17 protein-coding genes are annotated in these 21,094 nt (G+C 54.9%); 11 read left to right on the top strand and 6 right to left on the bottom strand.

The window, feature by feature from the left end:
- Window positions 1-6: 6 nt before the first annotated feature.
- Complete coding sequence (locus DEP07_RS06070; protein WP_287102257.1) at window positions 7-1,653, bottom strand: PucR family transcriptional regulator; 1,647 nt, start codon at window positions 1,651-1,653, stop codon at window positions 7-9.
- A gap of 171 nt (window positions 1,654-1,824) precedes the next feature.
- Between DEP07_RS06070 and DEP07_RS06065 the strand changes: the two genes are divergently transcribed.
- Window positions 1,825-3,333, top strand: coding sequence for a CoA-acylating methylmalonate-semialdehyde dehydrogenase (locus DEP07_RS06065; RefSeq protein ID WP_173596568.1), 1,509 nt, complete (start codon window positions 1,825-1,827; stop codon window positions 3,331-3,333).
- A gap of 14 nt (window positions 3,334-3,347) precedes the next feature.
- Window positions 3,348-4,712 carry an aspartate aminotransferase family protein gene (locus DEP07_RS06060; protein WP_122965404.1) on the top strand — a complete coding sequence of 455 codons (1,365 nt, stop codon included), beginning with the start codon at window positions 3,348-3,350 and terminating at the stop codon, window positions 4,710-4,712.
- 89 nt (window positions 4,713-4,801) lie between these two features.
- Here DEP07_RS06060 and DEP07_RS06055 read toward each other — a convergent pair whose 3' ends face one another.
- Window positions 4,802-5,122 (bottom strand): MazG nucleotide pyrophosphohydrolase domain-containing protein, encoded by a 321-nt coding sequence (locus DEP07_RS06055; RefSeq protein ID WP_122965405.1) that lies wholly within the window; start codon window positions 5,120-5,122, stop codon window positions 4,802-4,804.
- Window positions 5,123-5,217: 95 nt separating this feature from the next.
- Between DEP07_RS06055 and DEP07_RS06050 the strand changes: the two genes are divergently transcribed.
- The 3 genes from DEP07_RS06050 to DEP07_RS06040 all read left to right on the top strand — a co-directional run bounded on the left by DEP07_RS06050 (window position 5,218) and on the right by DEP07_RS06040 (window position 8,774).
- Window positions 5,218-5,802 (top strand): TIGR00730 family Rossman fold protein, encoded by a 585-nt coding sequence (locus tag DEP07_RS06050; RefSeq protein WP_063228535.1) that lies wholly within the window; start codon window positions 5,218-5,220, stop codon window positions 5,800-5,802.
- A gap of 193 nt (window positions 5,803-5,995) precedes the next feature.
- Window positions 5,996-7,330 (top strand): hypothetical protein, encoded by a 1,335-nt coding sequence (locus DEP07_RS06045; RefSeq protein WP_173596569.1) that lies wholly within the window; start codon window positions 5,996-5,998, stop codon window positions 7,328-7,330.
- Between the two features lie 178 nt (window positions 7,331-7,508).
- Complete coding sequence (locus DEP07_RS06040) at window positions 7,509-8,774, top strand: hypothetical protein (protein ID WP_122965407.1); 1,266 nt, start codon at window positions 7,509-7,511, stop codon at window positions 8,772-8,774.
- A gap of 53 nt (window positions 8,775-8,827) precedes the next feature.
- Here DEP07_RS06040 and DEP07_RS06035 read toward each other — a convergent pair whose 3' ends face one another.
- Both DEP07_RS06035 and DEP07_RS06030 read right to left on the bottom strand, forming a co-directional pair.
- The gene (locus DEP07_RS06035; RefSeq protein WP_173596570.1) at window positions 8,828-9,235 is read right to left on the bottom strand and encodes a hypothetical protein; all 408 of its coding nucleotides are present in this window, start codon (window positions 9,233-9,235) and stop codon (window positions 8,828-8,830) included.
- A 9-nt stretch (window positions 9,236-9,244) separates the two neighbouring features.
- Window positions 9,245-9,766, bottom strand: a complete 522-nt coding sequence (locus tag DEP07_RS06030; RefSeq protein ID WP_173596571.1) for a hypothetical protein — start codon at window positions 9,764-9,766, stop codon at window positions 9,245-9,247.
- Window positions 9,767-9,955: 189 nt separating this feature from the next.
- Here DEP07_RS06030 and DEP07_RS06025 point away from each other — a divergent pair, with 189 nt between their 5' ends.
- From DEP07_RS06025 to DEP07_RS06000, 6 genes are all read left to right on the top strand, one after another.
- Entirely contained in the window at window positions 9,956-11,299 is a 1,344-nt protein-coding gene (locus DEP07_RS06025; RefSeq protein ID WP_280648489.1) for an NAD(P)-dependent oxidoreductase, read from the top strand.
- 102 nt (window positions 11,300-11,401) lie between these two features.
- Window positions 11,402-12,679 carry an NAD-dependent dihydropyrimidine dehydrogenase subunit PreA gene (gene preA / locus DEP07_RS06020; protein ID WP_122965411.1) on the top strand — a complete coding sequence of 426 codons (1,278 nt, stop codon included), beginning with the start codon at window positions 11,402-11,404 and terminating at the stop codon, window positions 12,677-12,679.
- A 97-nt stretch (window positions 12,680-12,776) separates the two neighbouring features.
- Complete coding sequence (gene hydA / locus DEP07_RS06015; RefSeq protein ID WP_173596573.1) at window positions 12,777-14,162, top strand: dihydropyrimidinase; 1,386 nt, start codon at window positions 12,777-12,779, stop codon at window positions 14,160-14,162.
- Between the two features lie 34 nt (window positions 14,163-14,196).
- Complete coding sequence (locus DEP07_RS06010; protein WP_173596574.1) at window positions 14,197-15,087, top strand: nitrilase-related carbon-nitrogen hydrolase; 891 nt, start codon at window positions 14,197-14,199, stop codon at window positions 15,085-15,087.
- Between the two features lie 100 nt (window positions 15,088-15,187).
- Complete coding sequence (locus DEP07_RS06005; RefSeq protein WP_122965414.1) at window positions 15,188-15,706, top strand: hypothetical protein; 519 nt, start codon at window positions 15,188-15,190, stop codon at window positions 15,704-15,706.
- Window positions 15,707-15,812: 106 nt separating this feature from the next.
- Window positions 15,813-17,525, top strand: coding sequence for a methyl-accepting chemotaxis protein (locus DEP07_RS06000; RefSeq protein ID WP_122965415.1), 1,713 nt, complete (start codon window positions 15,813-15,815; stop codon window positions 17,523-17,525).
- A 135-nt stretch (window positions 17,526-17,660) separates the two neighbouring features.
- Here DEP07_RS06000 and DEP07_RS05995 read toward each other — a convergent pair whose 3' ends face one another.
- Both DEP07_RS05995 and DEP07_RS05990 read right to left on the bottom strand, forming a co-directional pair.
- Entirely contained in the window at window positions 17,661-19,151 is a 1,491-nt protein-coding gene (locus DEP07_RS05995) for an NCS1 family nucleobase:cation symporter-1 (protein ID WP_122965416.1), read from the bottom strand.
- Between the two features lie 177 nt (window positions 19,152-19,328).
- Window positions 19,329-21,092: a UbiD family decarboxylase gene (locus tag DEP07_RS05990; protein ID WP_242771207.1), complete on the bottom strand. Its 1,764-nt coding sequence runs from the start codon at window positions 21,090-21,092 to the stop codon at window positions 19,329-19,331.
- Between the last annotated feature and the right edge of the window lie 2 nt (window positions 21,093-21,094).

Genomic DNA, 21,094 nt, shown 5'->3' with positions numbered 1-21,094 from the left:
TCTGCGCTAGTACCGAGGCAGAGCTTTGTCTTCTTTTTGCAGCCATTGCTGTGCGTGCAGGGCGATTTCCAGACAGAGACGGCGCTCAGGCGAAGCGAAATCGTCTCCGATCAACTCTGCGATTTTTTCCAGGCGATGATACAGCGTTTGCCGATGGATGAACAATTGCTCGGCGGCCGCCTGCTTGGACAGATTGGCATTCAAATAGACGTGCAGCGTGTGGGTCAGTGCTGATCCATGCTTTTCGTCGTGCGCGAGCAGCGGGCCGAGGTAATCGGTGATGAAATGGTCCAGGACAGGCTCGGCCGGAATGTGAAACAGCAGGCGAAACAACCCCAGATCGGAAAAAAACGGGCTGCTAGAGTCGCGCTGGAAGGTGAGCGCCTGCTCCGCTTCCGCCAGATGTCGTCCCGCATCGGACAAACGCTTGCCCACGCGCCCGATCCCGCAGCGAATCTGAGTGTCTGCTCCGAGCATTTGCACGGCGATCCGCTTCAAGTCAGCCCACGCCTTTTCCAATGCGCGCCGGGAATCTGCCCGCGGCTTCGGTTCGATCAGCAAAAAATAAAAGCGGTGGCCCATACAGCGGATGAACGGCAAAAAGCCTTGGCGCGTCAACAGCGAACGGTATATCGCGGTCAATTCGTGCGGCTGGAGGGCGCCTTCTGCGGCTGGTTCCGATTTTTCGCAGGAGACGATCAACGTATGGTAGCTCACTGTTTTCACGCTTCCCGACAACCCAAGGAGTGTACGCATATGATCTTCTGTCATCGGCCGATCGGCGATCAGATCGTCGAACAGTCGGTTTTCCATCACCCGGGCTTGTTCTTCGGCAAACATTTTTCGCATAAAAAACTGGGCCATGGCGGAGACGGTGTTGTCGAGCGCAAGCAGCATGTACTCGTCCGCATCCCGCTCGTACAAAATGACGCCTACATAGGCGAGCAAATGCCCCATTGCCATAACCGGCTGGTAGACGAGCTGCTTGGTCATGGATAACGGGTGGAAGCGGACGCTGGCATCACGGGTGTCCTCTTCGGCAAAAAGCGATGCCATCAGCTCGTTCATCTCTACCTGGACGGCGTGGGGCAAAACGGGAACGTACTGGGCCGCGACATCCGGCGAGTAAAACAACACCTGGGTTTGCACGGCCGCCTGAAAATGCTGGAGCAGCTTGGGGATGCTTGCCGCCTGGAGGCTGAGCTGCTGCAAGCCTCGGGAATACGCCTCCAGATCACGCAAAGCCTGCATCTGGCGATTGATCAAATGCTCGTGCAAGTCTTGGGTAATATCGACAAAGCGCACGGGCTGATGGAAGATGATCAGCGGAAACTCGTGATGATCCGCCATTTCCAGCATGTCAGCCGGAATCGCCGGGATGTATTCGCCAAGCTCGATGCACAGCCCGGATGCTTTGCGCCGAATCAATTCAGCCAAATAGGCAAGCCGCTTCTCTTTTGCCCCGCCAAAACCAAGCCCTGTCGAGAGGATGAGTTCGCCGCCATTGAGAAACTGTCCCGTATCTGCTGTTTCCAGGACATGCACCCAGCGAACCGGACGAGCCAGTCCGCGGTGGCCCGCGACCACTTCTGCGTGCTGAAACAGCGGGCGTTTGATTGCTTCTGTGATCGTCAAGCGCCAGTCATTGCTCATGTGCTTCTCCTTTTCCTGCCCGCCTACGTGAAGAGAGCCTTTTTCCAAACGGACAATTGACACTATGTATGATGAATGCTACCGAATGCTTAGCGTTTTGTCTAGTGATGACAAGCTTTATTTTTGGATAAAATGGAATTGTCAAACAAATGAGCGTAAGGAGTTGAAAGGATGAACACAGCCACTGTTGGAAATCCATTGAAAAACTACGTAGGGGGGCAATGGGTGGAGTCGCAGGCAACCCGTTTCGAGGATGTGCCCAATCCGGCGACAGGTGAACTGCTTTCCCGCGTACCGCTGTCGACGAAGGAAGACGTGGACAAGGCCGTTGCCGCTGCGAAGGAAGCTTTCGTAGGCTGGAGCGCAACTCCTGTAGTCGATCGGGCGAGGATCATGTTCCGCTTCCACAGTCTGTTGATGAAGCACGAGGACGAGCTGGCACGGATGATCACGCTGGAGAACGGCAAAAATTTGCCGGAGGCGCAGGCAGAGCTGTTGCGCGGGCTGGAAATGGTCGAGTTTGCCTGCGGGATGCCGACCTTGCTGATGGGCGAGACGCTGCCGAACATCGCGGCCAACATTGACAGCCAGTCGATCCGCTTCCCGCTCGGTGTCGTCGGCGGGATTACACCGTTCAACTTCCCGGTGATGGTTCCGATGTGGATGTATCCAATCGCGATTACGGCGGGCAATACGTTCGTTCTCAAACCGTCGGAGCGTACTCCGCTGTCCTGTATCCGCATTGCCGAATTGCTGAAAGAAGCAGGCTTGCCGGACGGCGTATTCAACGTCGTTCACGGCGCTCACGATGTCGTCAACGGCTTGTTGGAGCATCCTGATGTGAAGGCCATCTCCTTCGTCGGCTCGCAGCCTGTAGCGGAGTACGTGTACAAAACGGCGGCCGCTCACGGCAAACGCGTGCAGGCGCTGGCGGGCGCGAAAAATCACCATTTGGTCATGCCGGATACCGACTTGAAGCGGGCGGCGAAAACGATCGTCAGCTCGGCGTTCGGTTGCGCTGGCGAGCGATGCATGGCGGCGAGTGCCGTGGTCGCTGTGGAGGAAATCGCCGACGAACTGGTGGCGCATCTGATCGAAGAATCCAATGCGCTGAAGATGGGCAACGGTCTTGAGGCAGGCGTCGATCTCGGTCCGGTCATCCGTGACGCGCATTTGTCCAAAGTCCACAGCTACATCGAAAAGGGAGTGGAATCCGGGGCAGCGTTGGTGCGAGACGGACGGGAGGATGCGAAACAACAAGGGAGCGGCTATTTCCTCGGCCCGACCATTTTTGACCAGGCGGATGCGGAAATGGTCATCGTGCGCGACGAAATTTTTGCGCCTGTGCTCAGTGTCATGCGCGTGAGCAACTTTGAAGAAGGATTGGCGGCGATCAGCCGTTCCCGCTTCGGCAACGGGGCGACGATTTACACGAACAACGGAAAATGGGGCAGAGAATTTGTGCAGCGGGTGGAAGCAGGGATGGTCGGCGTCAATGTCGGCGTGCCCGCGCCTATGGGCTTTTTCGCCTTCTCGGGCTGGAAAGAATCGTTTTACGGAGATCTCCACGCAAACGGCAAGGACGGCGTCATGTTCTTCACCAAGAAAAAGACGGTCACCTCCAGATGGTTTGAAGATGGCGATACAAGCATCGGCTCGCAAAAAGTGTTCGTCAAATAAAGGGGGCTTTCGCGATGGAGCAAGATCAACAGTTGCAAGAGTACGACAAGGACAGCCTGCTTGCGTCAGACCGCGAGCACATGTGGCACCACATGTCGCCCTACAATCCGAACCCGATGATCGTGACAGGCGCCCAAGGCTCCTGGATCACCGATATTGACGGCAATCGCTACCTGGATGGCATGTCGGGCCTGTGGTGTGTCAACGTCGGCTACGGGCGCAAGGAGCTGGCAGACGCCGCCTACGAGCAGTTGAAGCAGCTCGCCTATTTCCCGCTGACGCAGAGCCATGTGCCTGCGATCCGGCTCGCGGAAAAAGTCAGCGAGTGGCTGGGGGAAGAGTATCGCGTCTTCTTTTCCAACAGCGGGTCGGAGGCGAACGAAGTCGCATTCAAAATCGCGCGCCAGTACCATCACCAGAACGGAGAACCGGGGCGCTACAAGTTCATTTCGCGCCACCGCGCTTACCACGGCAACACGATGGGGGCGCTGGCAGCGACAGGCCAAGCAGTGCGCAAGGAAAAGTACGAGCCGCTCGCACCAGGATTTTTGCACGTTCCGCCGCCGTACTGTTATCGCTGTCCAGCGGGAAAATCGTACGGCAAGTGCAATCTGGAATGCGCCCAGTATTTCGATCAGGTGATCAACTGGGAAGGCGAGAAAACAGTGGCTGCGGTGATTATGGAGCCGACGATTACGGGCGGGGGAGTGCTCGTCCCGTCACCGGAGTACATGCCGAAGGTGCGGGAGATTTGCGACAAGTACGGCGTCCTGATGATCGTCGATGAGGTCATTTGCGGGTTTGGCCGCTCCGGCAAACATTTTGGCCATCAAAACTTCGGCATCAAGCCGGACATCGTCACGATGGCAAAAGGAATTACGAGCGCGTACTTGCCTCTGTCGGCAACAGCCGTGCGGGCGGACATCGCCGACAAGTTCAACGAGCAGGGCAATAATGCGCACTTCCGCCATGTCAACACGTTTGGCGGCAATCCGGCCGCCTGTGCGCTCGCGTTGAAAAACCTCGAAATTTTGGAAGAGGAAAAACTGGTCGAGCGTTCGGAACAGTTGGGAGCGGAACTGCGGGCCAAGCTGGCGTTTCTCGCGGATCATCCTTACGTCGGCGACATTCGCAGCTTCGGCTTCCTGATGGGGATCGAGCTGGTGGAGGATCGCAAAACAAAAGAGCCTGCCGCACCGGCGAAGCTCACACAGGTGATCGGCGAATGCAAAAAGCGCGGACTCATCATCGGCCGCAACGGCGACACGATTCCAGGCTTCAACAACGTGCTCACCCTGTCTCCGCCGTTTTCCACGACTAGCGAGGACATCGACTTTATTGCCCGCGTCATGAAAGAAGCTTTCGATACGTTGGAGTAGGAGCGGTCTATATAGCGTACTAGAGAGAAAAAAGCAGCCGCACCCGGCGTTCCGCTTTCGTGAGCGGCCAGGTGCGGCTTGCTGTGATGCTATTTTTGGTCGTACCGTTTTTGCAGCTTGGCTTTATGGGCATCGAGAATCTCTTCAAACGGAATCTCGTACTGGTTGGCGAGCAGGATCAAGTTACCGAGCACATCCCCCAGTTCCTCGACCAACTCCTGACGCGCTTCATGCGCCGCTTTTTCCCCTTCGTCCGGCCGATCTCTGCCAATTTCAATCGCCCGTACCGCGCGGGCAAGCTCGCCTGCTTCTTCCATCAGGAAGCCGACGCGAATAAACGGCCCGTACTGCGTCCAACCGCGCTCCTCGTAAAAATCTCCTACCCATTTCTGAAATTCCGTGATATTCAAACGTATCTGTCCCTTCTAGATTTTTGTATAATTGTACTATACACCAAAAAGTGGTGCTCGCAGCCACACAACTTTGATTGGTCTAGGAGGATGACATGAAACGTATCTGTGTTTTTGCAGGTTCCAACCCGGGAGTAAACCCGGCTTTTGCCGAGTACGCAGAAGCATTGGGCAAAGAACTGGTCAAACGAGAGCTTGAACTGGTATACGGTGGCTCCAACATGGGACTGATGGGGCGAGTGGCGAATACGGTTCTCTCGGCAGGAGGGAGCGCGATTGGCGTCATGCCGACAGGATTGTTTCGCGGTGAGATCGTACATACGGGTCTGACCGAACTGCATGAAGTTGTATCCATGCACGAGCGAAAAGCGAAAATGAACGACTTGTCCGATGGCTTTATCGCCTTGCCGGGCGGCTACGGAACGTTTGAAGAAATTTTTGAAGTGGTGAGCTGGGGGCAGATCGGGATTCACAGCAAGCCGATTGGTCTTCTGAATGTCGACGGCTACTACACTCCGCTGATGGAACTGGTGCGGCACGCTACCGAGACAGGCTTCATCCCGCAGATGCAGGGAGAGTTGGTCGTGTGCGAGAGCGATCCGGCCGTGTTGCTCGATCGTCTGCGCGATTACAAGCCGCCTGTCAAAGTAAACAAATGGTCAGAGCTGACTGAGGAGTAGCCGCCATATAAAAAAGCAGTTCGCTGTTTCAAAAGGGCGAACTGCTTTGCTTTTCTGATAAAATCATTTTCATTAAACGAAAAAGCGTTGACACAAAGTAAGAGCAAGTGATAATGTAAATGATCATATATCCAAGTGAACATATAGGAATAGTTATTATATGTTTCTGCTTCATACATAAGGAGGAACGGTCATGATCAAAACAAACAAATGGCTCCAGCTTTCCGCCACAGCGGTACTGCTTTCTGCACTGGTGCTTCCGCAAGCAGCCGGAGCAGCGCAAGCGAATCAACCTGTTGCCGTATTGGCAAAAGAAACGGTGGCTGCAACAGCCAAAGCCGAATACGCCAGCTATCTTGCCCAGCAATATGGCATTTCTATTGACAAAACAGTATTGCGCAGCCAATTTTCCCAAGCGCTGGCGAAAGTTGTGGCCGCTACTCAAAGTATAACGGAAAAAGAAGCGCTCGCCAAAGCTTATGTTCCGGAAGCGAAGGCGGGAGCAACGAAAATCGCTGCCTGGGAAGCGATCAGTGCCTCTGTCAAGGCAGCGGGATTGGCTGAGCTTGCTTACACATACAGCGAGGACAAGGTAGCATCTGCCTGGAAGGAAGCAGGTCTTGCCTACCAAAAAGGCGGAGCGGTTTCGCTGCAAGCGGCACAGGAAGTAGCCGCAGCAATTGATACCGGGCTTGTATCGGCAAACACCTTGGCAGCAATCAAGGCCGAAGGCGATACGACAACTGAATTGGCGGTAGAGCTGCTGGGGAAAGTGGTAGAGTTCCACGGCGACTACAAGAACTATCTCGGGACTGTGCAGGAGTCGGGCATTTACGGCAAGCTGGCGCAAGCCTGGAGCGAATCGTCGATTATCAAGGCAGGGGAGCTGCAAAAGCTCATTGATACGGGCTTGAAGCAAAATCTGTACACAGGCTACAACTTGAAAGATGCGGCATTCGACCCGCATTTTGATCCGGCGCGCACAATCACGTACGGACATAGCGACTTGACTCATGCGATTCAACTGATCGGCTTGCTCAAGAGCGAGGGCATCGACGCGAAAATCCAGTTTGAGCCGAAAACGTCTGCTTTCATCTACTTGAAAGAGTGGGGAGAGCCGACGCAGACAGATGATTATCAAGTGGTCCAGATCGAAAACGGCAATTTCATCGCTTATGCGAAAGAATACGATTTGAGCTTTGAGTTTGCGAGCGAGGCTGAGAAAGAGCGCTTCCAGCCGCTCGTGCTGAAATACGCCAAACGGGATCAGGAAGACACGACCGGGCTCTTGGCAGCATCCTGGTGGCAGCCGCTCTACCATTCCCGCACGGAGCTTGCCGATTATCCGGTAATCACGAACAACGTGATCAAAGAAGGTCGCTACGTCGTCCAGACGTTCTCCTTGAACGAGGAGTCGGCAAAAGTGGTTGCCGGCTTGAAAAAGCTCAGCGACAAACTGAATGTCGAGACGTACAAGTTTTGGGTAGACCAGCCGTTCTTCAATTACTTGCACGGCGAATCGAAGTAAAGTCCATCACGGTCGCTGTTGTCCGAAAGCCTTGCTTTTCCGTACGCGGGAGCAAGGCTTTTTCCTGTTGCTGTCCTGTTTTCGGCTTGCGAAGCAATTTGCCTCACCGAAAAGTGGAACCATTTGGTAAACTGGAAAAGACAAACATCCGGCAAGAGGGAAACGGGGAGAGAGTACCGTGATTGTGAAATATATGATTGCCTTGGTTTCTAGCGTATGCCTGTCAGCAACAGTGTCAGCCGCCGCCTACAGTGTGGCTCCTAGCTGGCAACAGGCGGATTCGAGTCAAGGGATGCACGCCCAAGCCGTACAGGAGCTGTCCCAGACTTCGCTGCTCGGTTTTTTGCAGACGGGCAAGTGGCAGCGAGATACTTTGCGCAGACAGCTTGGACAGCCAGTCAAAACATTTGACGGATATGAATATTTTCAAAAGGGCGTAGCCGTCAAGTGGGACGAAAACGAGCGTGCATTCGGAGTGCTGGCTGACTCTGCGTTCACGGGAGAGATCGTCCCGGGCATTACCGTCCAAACTGCGAAAAAGGAGCTTTTGCGCAAGCTGGGAACTCCACTATTCTCGCAACAGAAGCAAGAGCTGATCGGTTACGCGTATCCGAATTACTATTTGTTTGTGACGTTTGCCGGGGAAAAGGTCAAAGCTTTTTCGCTCTACCGTCGCGATCCTCTCACAGACACCCGGGCGATCCTTGATATGGCAAGACATTTGCAAGAATACGGCGAAAAGCTCGCAGAGCCGGCCAATTCCGGGTCATTTTCCATCTTTGCCGCCTGGGGCCAGCCAGATTTCACCTATCATCTGCACGGGATCGGCACGTACGCCTGGGAGTATCCGTCCAGAGGAATCGCCTATGACGGCGCCCCGGAGGATGGGACTTTGACGATTTACAGCAATTTTCCGGCGAAAAGCGAGCTGCCTGCCTTGGCGAAGCTGCCGCATGTGACGATTTCAGCGGAAGACGCGCTCTTTTTGGCGGAAAAAGAGCGAATCGAGCTGGAAAAAGCCAACGTGGCACGAGCGAAGAGCGAAGGAATTGCCTCGCCCGATCAAAAAACGATCGCGGTGCCCGATTCGGAAGGGTTGTACAGTTCGACGAACATTCGTTTTTACAATAAGGATTACCAGCCACTCGCCCAGTTGTATCCGGGACATTTTGTCAATAAGCTCACCTGGCTCGACAATAACTGGATTTTGTACGACACGATGCTGGGTGTTGGCGCGTACCACGTTCCTGCGCAAAAGAACAGTGTTATCGTCGCGATGGACAAGCAGCCGGGCGTGCCCTTCACGGTTTTTGATATCAACCAAACCCGCATAAACACAACGAAAAAAGAAATCGTCTTTGAAGTGGGGACAGAAGCGAAAAAGTTGTACACCGTCACGTACCAAATCGCGGGTGAGCGCATTTTCTTCACTTGGAAAAAATAAAGCCACCTCCCGTTGCGCGAAGCTGCGCAGGAGCTGGCAAGGCGAGCGTTGTTTCATTCGTTTCGGTCCTCTTCTTGTTCCGCGAGGTAGGAGCGCATGCCCCGCACGAACAGCTCGCGAATCACTTCCTGCTGGGTTTTGCTGCTGACGAGCGCGCGAATTTGCTCCAGTTCGGCAACCAGCTCGGAATCGAGGTGGAGATTGACGGTCTTCCCTTTGTGGCGGGGATGGATTTCTCCATGGCTGGCGACCTGGCGGATCGTCCCATCCAGAATGGTGCGCGGATCAAGCTGCATCGGGTCAGGTATGTACAGGCACGGTGCTTCCAAAATAATATGGGTCAGTTCTTCGCTGAAACGAATGGCGAGGGGCTGCCCCTTTTTTTTGTGAAAGTCGCGTATTTGCCGGGAAAACGCCTGATTGTCCACGGTATTTTCCAGCATGATGACGGCCAGTTCCATAGTGCCTCCTTACGGGAGAGGGAGAAACAACTCTTCTTCCGGTACTGCCGGCACGACTTCTCCCGTTGTTTCCAATTGAACTTGGTAAAAAAAGCGAAGATCATGGCGCGAGACAGCCGTGACCAATGCCCAGCAAAAGTCCCGATTGGCCTGGCGGAGCTGCACGCGGTCCAAAACATCATACGCAGGGGCAAGCAGTCCTTTTTCATCTAAAAACGCCAGCACGGCTTCGCGCGGATACAGAAAGCGTTTGTTCCCTTGCTTGCTCGCGAGCAGGGGAAAAGCTTCCCGTTCATCGACGCCATCTCCCAAGTAGCCGTTGTCCGACCAGCGCTTGATGGAGGCCATGCTGCCGTAGCGCCCCTGCTTTTGGTTCAGCAGGTCGAGAATTTCCCGCGAGGACAAATACGTTTTCCGCTGTTCCAGCTGCTCCAGATAGGCGTGCTGTTCCTGTTCCAGCTCGGCAAGCAGGGCGTGCAGCTCGGCGATTTGTTTTTTGGTCTGCTCGATTTTTTGGGCGTAGTCCCTCATCTGACAAACTCCTTTGCCGCCGTGGTTATTGTTAGCCTATTCGCTGCTGAAATCATTCATGACTGCGCGAGCGAAATGATTGCATCGCAAACATATGCTGCCGTGAAATGAAACAATCATAAAACGCGCTGCTTGCACATTGATTAATAGCAAGCATCTTATTCGAGCTGGCAAGGAGGTTGTGTATGGATGAGCGTGCCCAATGATCTGCAAAAAAATTTTAGCGAAGTGGTGAGCGCCCTAAAACCGAAAGAGGCGGTCGATGAGGCGAATCGCTGCCTGTTCTGCTACGACGCCCCCTGTATCAAGGCTTGTCCCACATCGATTGACATTCCTTCGTTCATTCGCAAAATCGCCACAGGCAATTTGCTCGGTTCGGCGAGGACGATCATGGAATCCAATCCGGTAGGGGCAAGCTGTGCTCGTGTTTGTCCGACCGAGGAACTGTGCGAGGGCGCCTGTGTGCTCAATCACGCCTCCAAGCCAATCATGATCGGTTTGTTGCAACGCCACGCGACCGACTGGGCGATTGCGAACAAAGCCAGTCTGTTTCAGAAAGGAGAGCCTGCCGGAAAGCGGGTGGCGATCATTGGCGCGGGACCAGCCGGGCTGTCGGCGGCGCGGGAACTGGCCCGTCTCGGTTACGAGGTCACGATGTACGAAGCGAAAGAAAAAGCGGGCGGCCTGAACACGTACGGCATTGTCTCCTTCCGGCTGCCGCAGGAAGTTTCGCTGTGGGAGGTCGAGCAAGTAGAGGCGCTCGGCGTCAAAATCCACACCAACACGCGGATCGGCGTCGACATCATGCCCGATGAGCTTTTTGCCAACTACGACTCGGTTTTGCTCGCGGCAGGCATGGCCAAAGTGCCTTCGCTCCAGATTCCGGGGGAAGAGCTGGAAGGCGTTTTGGATGCGATTACATTGGTGGAGGAGACGAAAACAAAGCCGCTGTCTGCTGAGATGGTCGGCAAAAAAGTAGTCGTGATCGGCGCAGGGAACACAGCGATTGACGCCGCGACCTGTTCGAAGCGGCTGGGTGCGGACAACGTGCAAATTTTGTATCGGAGAACCGTGCAGGAAATGAGCTGTTACCAGTTTGAATACGAGTTTGCCAAACAGGATGGCGTAGAGTTTCGCTGGCTGGTTGCCCCGACGCGCGTGCTTGGAGAAGGCGGGCGTGTGACTGGGCTGGAGCTGATCCGCATGCAGCTTGGAGAGCCGGATGCCAAAGGCAGAAAACGCCCGGTTCCTGTCGCTGGCAGCGAGTTCGTGATCGAGGTGGATTTCGTAGTGAAAGCGATCGGCCAAAACCGCCATCTGCCGTTGATCGATCTGCTTGGCTTGCAGCATCAAAACGGCATCGTCGCGGTTGAGGAAGGCACGTATCGCACATCGAATCCGCAAGTATTTGCCGCAGGGGACGTGATTTTCGGCGGAGGGAAGACCGATGCGATGGTAGTGGATGCAGCCAATCACGGCAAGCGTGCCGCTCACGCGATTCACAAGGCGATCAGCGAGAAGCAGCCTGTCTGAACAAGCAGGCGGGCGCAGCAAGCAGCCCTCTGAGCCTGTTTTTGCAGCAGATCAGGGGAGTACGGCGGGCATATTCTCGCCAAAAGATGGAGGAGTCCGATCATGGCCGATCTTTCTATCAATCTCGCAGGTATTCAATCCCCCAATCCGTTCTGGCTGGCCTCAGCGCCGCCGACGAACTCGGGCTATCAAGTCCAGCGCGCTTTCGAAGCGGGGTGGGGCGGTGCAGTCTGGAAAACGTTGGGAGAACCGATCGTCAACGTCACCTCGCGTTTTGCCGGATTGAATTTTGGCGGGCAACGCGTGTTCGGCTTCAACAACATCGAGTTGATTACGGATAAACCGTTGGAAGTGAACCTGAAGGAAATGGATGAAACGAAGAAGCGTTTTCCGAAACACACCTTGATTGCCTCGCTGATGGTGGAGCACAAGCAAGAGGCGTGGCACGAGATCGTCAAAAAGGTGGAAGCGATCGGCGTCGATGGCCTGGAACTGAACTTCGGCTGTCCGCACGGCATGGCGGAGCGGGGAATGGGTTCGGCGGTCGGGCAGCATCCCGACTTGATCCGCCAGCAGGTCGAGTGGGTAAAAGAAGTGGCGCAGACGCCTGTGATCGTCAAGCTGACGCCCAATATTACGGATATTCGCTTTACAGCCAGAGCCGCTTCAGCAGGAGGAGCGGATGCCGTCAGCATGATCAACACGATCAACAGCTTGATGGGCGTGGATTTGGACAAATGGCTGCCGATTCCCCACGTAGACGGAAAAGGGGCGCATGGCGGCTACTGCGGGCCTGCCGTGAAGCCGATCGCCCTGAACATGGTGGCGGAGTGTGCCCGCGATCCGTTTGTCCGCCTGCCGATTTCCGGTATTGGGGGCATCTCCAACTGGCGGGATGCGGTCGAGTTTTTGCTGATGGGCGCGACTGGCGTACAGGTGTGCACAGCGGCGATGCACCACGGCTTCCGGATTGTCGAAGACATGATCGACGGCTTGAACAACTATTTGGATCAGCGGGGAATCGCGTCAGTGATGGACATCGTGGGCAAAGCGGTACACACCTACTCGGATTGGGGCCATCTGAACCTCAACTACAAAGTAGTCGCCCGCATTCACGAAGAAACCTGTATCAACTGCAACAAATGCCATATCGCCTGTGAAGACACGTCTCACCAGTGCATCGATATCGTCAGCGATGCAGCGACTGGCAAAGAACGGCTGGTCGTGCGCGAGGAAGACTGCGTCGGCTGCAATCTGTGCTCGATCGTCTGTCCGGTAGAAGGAACGATTGAGATGGTAGAAATCCCGTCGAACCAGCCGCCGCTTTCCTGGAACCAGCGTCAGGCGGCACTTGCTGGCGGCGGCAGCTGCGAGACGTGAGTGGGACTTCTGGCATGATGGAGGCAAAAGCGGCATAGCATGTACGAGGAAAGATTGTCTCATTCACGCACGGCAGAGGAAAGGAGCGAAACAAGCGATGAAAAAATGGATTCGCAACGGGACGATTGTGACCGCGTCTGACACGTACCAGGCAGACGTGCTGATCGAGGGAGAGAAAGTCGTGGCGATCGGCTCTCAATTGCAAGCAGGCGATGCGGAAGTGATAGACGCGTCAGGCTGTTACTTGTTTCCAGGCGGGATCGACCCGCATACGCATCTCGACATGCCGTTTGGCGGCACCGTTACTTCGGATAACTTTTTCACGGGCACAAAAGCAGCGGCATTCGGCGGGACGACGAGCATCGTGGACTTTTGCCTGACGACCAAGGGAGAGTCGCTTCATTCCGCGATTGCTACCTGGCACGAAAAAGCACGGGGCAAGGCCGTCATCGACTACGGATTCCACTTGATGGTGTCCGATGCGAACGACGATGTGCTGGAAGAGCTGGAGGCAGTCGTCAACAACGAAGGGATTACTTCGCTCAAAGTATTTATGGCCTACAAAAATGTGCTGATGGCCGATGACGAGACGTTGTTCAAAACGCTCATCCGCGCAAAAGAGCTGGGGGCACTCGTCCAGGTGCATGCGGAAAACGGCGACGTGCTGGATTATTTGACCAAACAAGCGCTGGCTGAGGGAAATACCGATCCGGTGTACCACGCCTATACACGTCCGCCGGAAGCGGAAGGAGAGGCGACGGGACGCGCGATTGCTCTTACGGCGCTGGCGGATGCCCAGCTCTACGTCGTGCATGTGTCGTGTGCCGATGCCGTTCGCCGGATTGCCGAAGCGCGTGAAAAAGGCTGGAACGTGTACGGAGAAACGTGTCCGCAATATTTGGTGCTGGACATCACGGCATTGGAACAGCCGAATTTTGAAGGAGCCAAATACGTCTGGTCGCCTCCCTTGCGCGAAAAGTGGAACCAGGACGTGCTGTGGAGCGCCCTGAAAAACGGCATTTTGCAGACAGTCGGCTCCGATCACTGCCCGTTCAACTTCTCCGGGCAAAAAGAACTCGGGCGCGGCGATTTCACGAAAATTCCCAACGGAGGGCCAATCATCGAAGACCGTATGACGATCTTGTTCTCCGAAGGGGTGCAGAAGGAGAAAATCAGCCTCAACCAATTCGTGGACATCACCTCGACGAAGGTTGCCAAGCTGTTCGGCATGTTTCCGCAAAAAGGCACGATTGCAGTCGGTTCCGATGCGGATATTGTTTTGTTTGATCCGAATATTCAGCGGACGATCTCGGTGGAGACGCATCATATGAACGTGGACTACAACCCGTTTGAAGGAATGCAAGTGTACGGCGATGTCATTTCCGTTCTCTCGCGCGGCTCCTTCGTCGTTCGCAACAAGCAGTTTGTCGGCCAGGCGGGAGCAGGGCGCTACGTCAAACGCTCCACTTTTGCCAGACCGTAGTGATTACAACAGGAAGGCGCGAGGAGGGATAGGCATGGCGGATCGAGTACGGATTGGTCTGATTCAGGCCAAAAATGAGGTGCATGGCGACGAGCCTGTGCATCTGCACAAGGAAAAGGCAATCGAAAAGCATGTAAAAATGGTGCGGGACGCCGCTGCCAAAGGGGCGCAAATCGTCTGCCTGCAAGAAATTTTTTACGGCCCGTATTTTTGTGCAGAGCAGAGCACGAAATGGTACGAGTCGGCGGAAGAGGTGCCCAACGGCCCCACAGTCCAGCAGTTTTGCGCCCTGGCGAAGGAGCTTGGCACCGTGATCATCCTGCCTGTGTACGAAAAAGTCGGAATCGCCACGTACTACAATACAGCGGCCGTCATCGATGCGGACGGCACGTATTTGGGCAAGTACCGCAAGCAGCACATCCCGCATGTCGGGGTCGGCAGCAGCGGCTGCGGTTTTTGGGAGAAATATTACTTCAAGCCGGGCAATATGGGGTACCCGGTTTTCGATACCGCTTTTGCCAAAGTAGGCGTTTATATTTGCTACGACCGCCACTTCCCGGAAGGGGCGCGTCTGTTGGGACTGAACGGCGCGGAAATCGTCTTCAATCCTTCTGCGACTGTAGCGGGGCTGTCCGAGTATTTGTGGAAGCTCGAACAGCCTGCGCACGCCGTGGCAAACGGCTACTACGTCGCCGCGATCAACCGGGTCGGGACGGAAGCGCCGTGGAACATGGGCGAATTTTACGGCCAGTCGTATCTGGTCGATCCGCGAGGCCAGTTCGTCGCTGTCGGCAGCCGCGACCAGGATGAAGTGATTGTGGCGGACATGGATCGCAGCAAAATCAGGGAAGTGCGGGATACGTGGCAATTTTATCGGGATCGCCGCCCGGAAACGTACGAAGACATGGTGAAATTGCTGCCGTAATGCAAAGAGGGGGAGACGCCGGTTATGCGTCTTCCTCCTTTTCACATCGTGGGTACGTTCTGCAAAACGATGACGATACGGGAAAAAGGAGCGCTCCGGCATGAAGAGGAAAGAAACGGTCTATCGGGGAGTGGAGTATGAGGAAGCCATGCGAGTCGTCCAGGCGCAGAAGTACGAACGCGCCGAACGCCGTCATTTTACGAATGGAGCAAGCGCCAAAGCTGTGTTTGGATCAGGGGTGTACCTGGTAAGCAATCCGGTGGTTGCGGCGCAGTACGCCATTTGCCATGCCGAGACGATCGGAGACAAGGCTGTCGTGCTCAAGCAAGAGGTCGATGTGCCCGGGCTTCTCCAATTGGACGAGCGCTTTGGCGAAAACGAGCTGCGCAGGGAAGCGCTGCGGTACAGGCATTCCCCCGAAGAGCTGGAACAGCGTGTTGCGAACATGGAGCATCAGGAGTGGCTGGAATGGACAGGGGACGAGGTGCGGGCCTATTTGCTCGCCTGTGGATACCGGGGGATTCGCTATCGGATCACCCCGGACCTTACGTACTACGTCTGTTATGAGCCTGATGCGCAAATCAAAGCGATTTCGATCCTTTCTGTGCTCGAACTGTGAGAAATCACCCAAGACTATCGACGTACTCGCCGTAGTTTGGTAAGATTAGACAATATTCGAGCTTTTCCATCTATCTAGTTTGGACACAGGAGGATTGCCTACAGCTATGAATGTACTACGTAATCTCAGTACCAGGGCCAAAATGTTCAGCTTGATCATCTTGATGGCTGTCTTCTTATGTGTGGTTGGATTCACAGGCTATTTCCATGTGAAAATATCCGGTGAGCGGATGCAATCCATGTATGAAGAACAACTGCTTCCAGTGAAATGGATCAATGACTGGCGGCAAGACATCCGGGCCATCGACGGGCTGATCTACAAAATGATTCTCGATCCCACTCCTGCCGTTCTCGCCGGGTACATGGCCGAGCTGCAACAGCGAGTCGCTTCGGCAGATCAGACGTTCCAATATCTCCAGAACTCCCACCTGGACGAAAAGGAGCAGGAGAAAGTCAAGAAGCTGACAGAGCTTTTGGCGCAGTACGAGAAAGATCAGACAGAGGTTATCAATCTGATCAAGGAGCACAAGACGGATCAGGCTTACGCTTACTATCGGGCCACTGACAAAACGCTGAGCTGGATCAATCAGGAGCAGCTTGAATGGGCCAACTACAAATCGTCCCAGGCCGATATGATTCAGCAAGAGAACGCTGCCGATTCCGAGAAAGCCGTCTTGATGCTGTTTATTGTAGGAGGCGCCTCGATTGCTTTGGCATGCGTTTTAGGATATTTGATCTCTCGCATGATTTCCGAGCCGCTGCGTCTCGTAGCAACCCGGATGGAAGAGTTGGCGCAAGGCAACTTGGCGGTTGCGCCAGTCACCTATTTGGCAAAAGACGAGGTAGGCAAGCTCGGGGTTGCTTTCAATGAGCTGGTCGTCAATTTCCGTTCCTTGATCGAGCAGGTAAAAGTGGCAGGGGAGCAAGTCGCCGCTTCGTCTGAGGAGCTGTCAGCGAGCGCTGAACAGACCGTTCGCGCAACGGAGCAAGCGATGGGCAGCGTGGAGCATATTGCCGCTTCGTCAGAGGTGCAGACGCTTCGCACACAGGAAAGCGTACGCGTCATGGAGGAAATGTCGATCGCGATTCAGCGGATTGCAGACACGTCCAGTGCGGTTTCGGAATCGTCGGCGCTGGCTGCGGATGATGCCCAGCAAGGGAACACACAAATCCAGCACGCTGTCGCGCAGATCGACTCGCTGTCCCAAGGCGTCAATCACGCAGCAGACCTCGTGCAGCAGCTTGGCGTTCGCTCCCAAGCAATCGGACAAATTGTCGATGTGATTACAGGAATCGCTTCCCAAACGAATCTGTTGGCGCTGAATGCAGCGATCGAGGCAGCGCGCGCCGGAGAACAGGGCAGAGGATTTGCTGTCGTGGCAGATGAGGTGCGCAAGCTGGCGGAACAATCGGAGGAGTCTGCTCGGGAAATCGCCCGCCTGATCGGAGAAATCCAGCAGGAGACAACACAAGTGGTTTCCGTCATGCAGTCAGGTACGGAAGAGGCGAAAAGAGGGGCTGTCGCCGTTCAGGAAGCGGGGGACACGTTCCAGCGGATTGTGGCGTCAGCCAAAGACGTGGCTGGCCAAATCCAGGAAGTATCCGCAGCGACCGAACAAATGTCTGCGAGCATGCAGCAGGTTGCATCTGCCATGGACGAGATGAACAGGCTGTCAGAGGAAGCTGCCGTACATACGCAAGCCGTATCAGCGGGAGCGGAGGAGCAACTGGCTACCATGCAGGAAATTGCTCGCTCCAGCAACAATTTGAACGAGCTGTCGCATGAATTGCAAGAATCCATCAGCCAATTCAAATGGTAGGGTAGAGCGTACCCGAACGAACAGAAGACTGGCAACCCACGTGGTTGTCAGTCTTTTTTTGCTCATCTAATAGGAAAAGGCTCCGTCAAAAACGCGACGAAGCCGATCTTTATTTCGCAATATTTCGATAATAAATCAGGAAGCTTTTGACTCTCTTGCTTGCGATGTGATTTGCTCGTAATCTTTTTGGCTCAAAATCGTCGAGTCGCTCTTCATCATCCACGTATAAATCGCCAGCGAAATCAGCAGGCCGATGGTCCAGGCGTTGTCCCAAATGATGTGCAGGCCAGGGATGTACTTGCTGATAAACGGAATGGCGATCCCGATCAGCATCGCCCAGATCGCGCGGCTGTTGAAGCCGGTTTTGTAGGCGTACATGCCATCAGTTTTGTACAGCTCCGTCAGATGGATACGTCTTTTGCGCACGAGCCAGTAGTCAGCGATGGCAATGCCGTCAATCGGTCCAAGCAGTGCGCCATAAGTGCCGAGCCAGAGGAAAATGTAGTTGCCGAAATTCTCCAGGATGTACCATGGCTGCATGAGCAAGGAGACGACACCGGCAATGATAGCCCCGGCTTCATAGGAAAGACGGCGCGGCGCGAGGTTTTCCACAGCACGGGCGGGCGCGACGATGTTCGCGGCGACGTTGGTAGTCAGAGTAGCGAGAATGATGCCGAGAGTACCGAGGAAGATGGCAAACGGCGAGAATTTGGCAAGGACCGCAGCCGGGTCCCACAAAGCTTCTCCATAAATGACGACAGTAGCGGAGGCGACAGCTACCCCGATGAAGGAGAAAAAGCCCATCGTTGTCGGCAAGGAAGAGGATTGGCCGACGACTTGCGCCTTTTGGCTTTTGGCGTAGCGACAGAAGTCAGGAATGTTCAGCGCCATAGTCGCCCAAAATGCGATGGCTCCGGTCAAGGCCGGGAAGAAGACGACTAAAAACTCGCTTGTGGTGGTGAACTTGGACGGAGCGGAGAGCATCGGGCCCCAGCCGCCTGCTTTGGTCAGCGCCCACACGAGCAAGGCGAGACTCATCAGGATCAGGATAGGGGCTGCCCATGCTTCCATTTTTTTGATCGCTTCTGGACCGCGATAGGCGACCCAGACGTTCAACAGCCAAAAGCCGAAGAAGGCGATCCACAGATGGCCGGGAACGCTTGCCCAATCTGTCATCGACATAAGCAACGTATCGATGGCGGCACCGCCGAACCAACAGTTGATGCCAAACCAGCCAGCTCCGATCAAACCGCGAGCGACGGCCGGAATGTGCGCGCCCTTCGATCCAAACCAGAGCCTTGCAAACACGGGATAAGGGATGCCGAATTTTGTCCCGGCATGAGAGTTGAGGAGAATAGGGATAAGGACAATACAGTTTCCGAGAATGATCGTCAAAATTGCCTGCCACCAGTTCATGCCCAGCGAGATGAGTCCGGCGGCCATTGCGTACGTGGGAAGACAGATACACATCCCGATCCAGAGACTGGCGAAGTTGTAGGACGTCCACGTATGCTCTGCTTTGGTTGTCGGCCGCAGCCCTTCATTATAGAGCGGACTGTCCTTGACCAAATCCGTCCCTTCTTGGGTCAGGGTGACGATTCCATTTGATTCTGCCTGCGTCTTCATTGCTTTCCCTCCTTTTTTTGACAAAATCCGCTGGCATTCGGACAACCGCCCCCAGTTTGTCTCGAATACAAGTTGTAACATTATATTGGGGGAGAGAAGACCTAATTCCAGCTTTTTTGCCGGGGAAAAAAGAACGCCTGGAACGGAAATGTTCCAGGCGAGCAGCAAGTACGAGCGTTATGCTTTTGGGAAATATTCATTCCAACGTTTGTCGACCAGTGCCGAAATTTCGGGCAGCGTTTCGACTTCATCTGGATAGAATGGCTTCATCCGCGCGTCGACGACCAGTGGCCCTTCATAACGAATCTTGTTGCGAACAATCGTCGATTTCGCGTACAGATCGTGTGCCGGATCGAAGCGGGTAAAGACGGTCCAGAGGAAGCTGCTTTGCTTCTCGGCGATCGCCGCGTCATCCACGATGCAGATCATCGGCCAGTCCGCGAGATTTTCATTGAGATAGGCCGTCAGTTCTTCACCCAGCTCCGGCCGGTCGGTGAAGCTCGGTCCGGAGATCACGAGACATCCGGGACAGAAAGCGCGAATATCGGAAATGCCCGGGATGCCGTGTCCTTTGTACTCCCGGGGAAGCTCGCGGACAGGATCGCCGATGCCGAGCATGATTCCTTTGGAGCCATGATTCAGCTTGCGTCCGGTGTAGTCGAGCGTATCGTTCGACGTATCGTTGACGATGAGCAGGTCGCGTTCCGGCTGGAAGCGCGCCAGAATGATCTCCAGAAAATGCTTGAAGTTGCCCAGGTCACACGGCACATCTGTGACCATCAAAAACTTGGTCAGCGTCAGTTGCCCTTCTCCCATGATGCGGAAAGCGTGGGCCATCGCTTCTTTATAGTAGCTTTCGCGCACGATGGCTCCGGCCAGAGCGTGGAAACCCGTCTCGCCGTACGTCCAGAGCGCTTTTACACCTGGCATGACGACCGGGAAAAGCGGCGACAGCAGACGCTGCAAGTATTCCCCGATGTAGTAGTCTTCCTGGCGCGGCTTTCCTACGACAGTCGCCGGATAGATGGCGTCTTTGCGGTGCCACATTTGTTTCACGTTGAAGACAGGGAAATCGTGCTCCCACGAATAATACCCAAAGTGATCGCCAAAAGGGCCCTCAGGACGTCTAACGTGCGGCGGCACTTCCCCGGCAAACACAAATTCGGCCTCAGCGACGATCCGGTGCGGATGATTCGGCACTTCAGCCATTTTCAGCTTGTCCCCCATCAACAGCGAGGCGAAAACCAGCTCAGGCACCATTTCAGGCAACGGCGCGATCGCGGAAACAATCAGGGCAGGAGGGCCGCCGATTGTAAGGGTAACAGGCAAAGCCTGGTTTCTTTTTTCAGCTTCATGGTAATGGAAGCCGCCGCCTTTTTGAATTTGCCAGTGCATCCCTGTCGTGTTTTTGTCGTAAATCTGGATGCGGTACATCCCCAGATTGTGATCTTTCGTATCAGGGTGCTCCGTGTACACGAGCGGAAGCGTGACGAATGGTCCGCCATCCAGATGCCAGCTCGTCAGCGCAGGCAGTTTGGTCATATCGACATCTGTCGTCGCGATTTGGGTCACAGGCGCTTGGGAAGCCGATACGGTTTTGGTTCCGGTGCGCATCACTTCCAGCAGCGGAGCGCGCAGATCCCACAAACCGGAGAGCTTCGGCGGCAAAAGCTTGTCCATCCCGTGCACCAGTTCGCGGACGATAGCCTCGGGCTTTGGCCCAAAAGCCATATCGACCCGCTCTACAGTCCCGAACAAGTTCGTGACCACGGGAAACGATTTTCCTTTGACATTCGTGAAAAGCAGGACAGGCCCGCCTTCTTCAATAACTCTGCGATGAATCTCGGCCAGCTCCAGATTCGGATCGACTGGTGCGTCGATCTCGACGACTTGTCCGGCGCGGCGCAATTGTTCTATGAACGAACGAAGGTTCGCGTGCATCT

The organism is Brevibacillus sp. (assembly GCF_003521185.1).
Classification (GTDB): Bacteria; Bacillota; Bacilli; order Brevibacillales; family Brevibacillaceae; genus Brevibacillus; species Brevibacillus parabrevis.
Note: the sequence above shows the minus strand (reverse complement) of the source record. Positions and strands in the feature narration are given on the sequence as shown.

Coding starts and splice junctions, on each gene's coding strand:
- DEP07_RS06070 (WP_287102257.1), bottom strand. CDS start 1,653: ATGAGCAATGACTGGCGCTTGACGATCACAGAAGCAATCAAACGCCCG.
- DEP07_RS06065 (WP_173596568.1), top strand. CDS start 1,825: ATGAACACAGCCACTGTTGGAAATCCATTGAAAAACTACGTAGGGGGG.
- DEP07_RS06060 (WP_122965404.1), top strand. CDS start 3,348: ATGGAGCAAGATCAACAGTTGCAAGAGTACGACAAGGACAGCCTGCTT.
- DEP07_RS06050 (WP_063228535.1), top strand. CDS start 5,218: ATGAAACGTATCTGTGTTTTTGCAGGTTCCAACCCGGGAGTAAACCCG.
- DEP07_RS06045 (WP_173596569.1), top strand. CDS start 5,996: ATGATCAAAACAAACAAATGGCTCCAGCTTTCCGCCACAGCGGTACTG.
- DEP07_RS06035 (WP_173596570.1), bottom strand. CDS start 9,235: ATGGAACTGGCCGTCATCATGCTGGAAAATACCGTGGACAATCAGGCG.
- DEP07_RS06030 (WP_173596571.1), bottom strand. CDS start 9,766: ATGAGGGACTACGCCCAAAAAATCGAGCAGACCAAAAAACAAATCGCC.
- DEP07_RS06025 (WP_280648489.1), top strand. CDS start 9,956: ATGAGCGTGCCCAATGATCTGCAAAAAAATTTTAGCGAAGTGGTGAGC.
- preA (WP_122965411.1), top strand. CDS start 11,402: ATGGCCGATCTTTCTATCAATCTCGCAGGTATTCAATCCCCCAATCCG.
- hydA (WP_173596573.1), top strand. CDS start 12,777: ATGAAAAAATGGATTCGCAACGGGACGATTGTGACCGCGTCTGACACG.
- DEP07_RS06010 (WP_173596574.1), top strand. CDS start 14,197: ATGGCGGATCGAGTACGGATTGGTCTGATTCAGGCCAAAAATGAGGTG.
- DEP07_RS06005 (WP_122965414.1), top strand. CDS start 15,188: ATGAAGAGGAAAGAAACGGTCTATCGGGGAGTGGAGTATGAGGAAGCC.
- DEP07_RS06000 (WP_122965415.1), top strand. CDS start 15,813: ATGAATGTACTACGTAATCTCAGTACCAGGGCCAAAATGTTCAGCTTG.
- DEP07_RS05995 (WP_122965416.1), bottom strand. CDS start 19,151: ATGAAGACGCAGGCAGAATCAAATGGAATCGTCACCCTGACCCAAGAA.
- DEP07_RS05990 (WP_242771207.1), bottom strand. CDS start 21,092: ATGCACGCGAACCTTCGTTCGTTCATAGAACAATTGCGCCGCGCCGGA.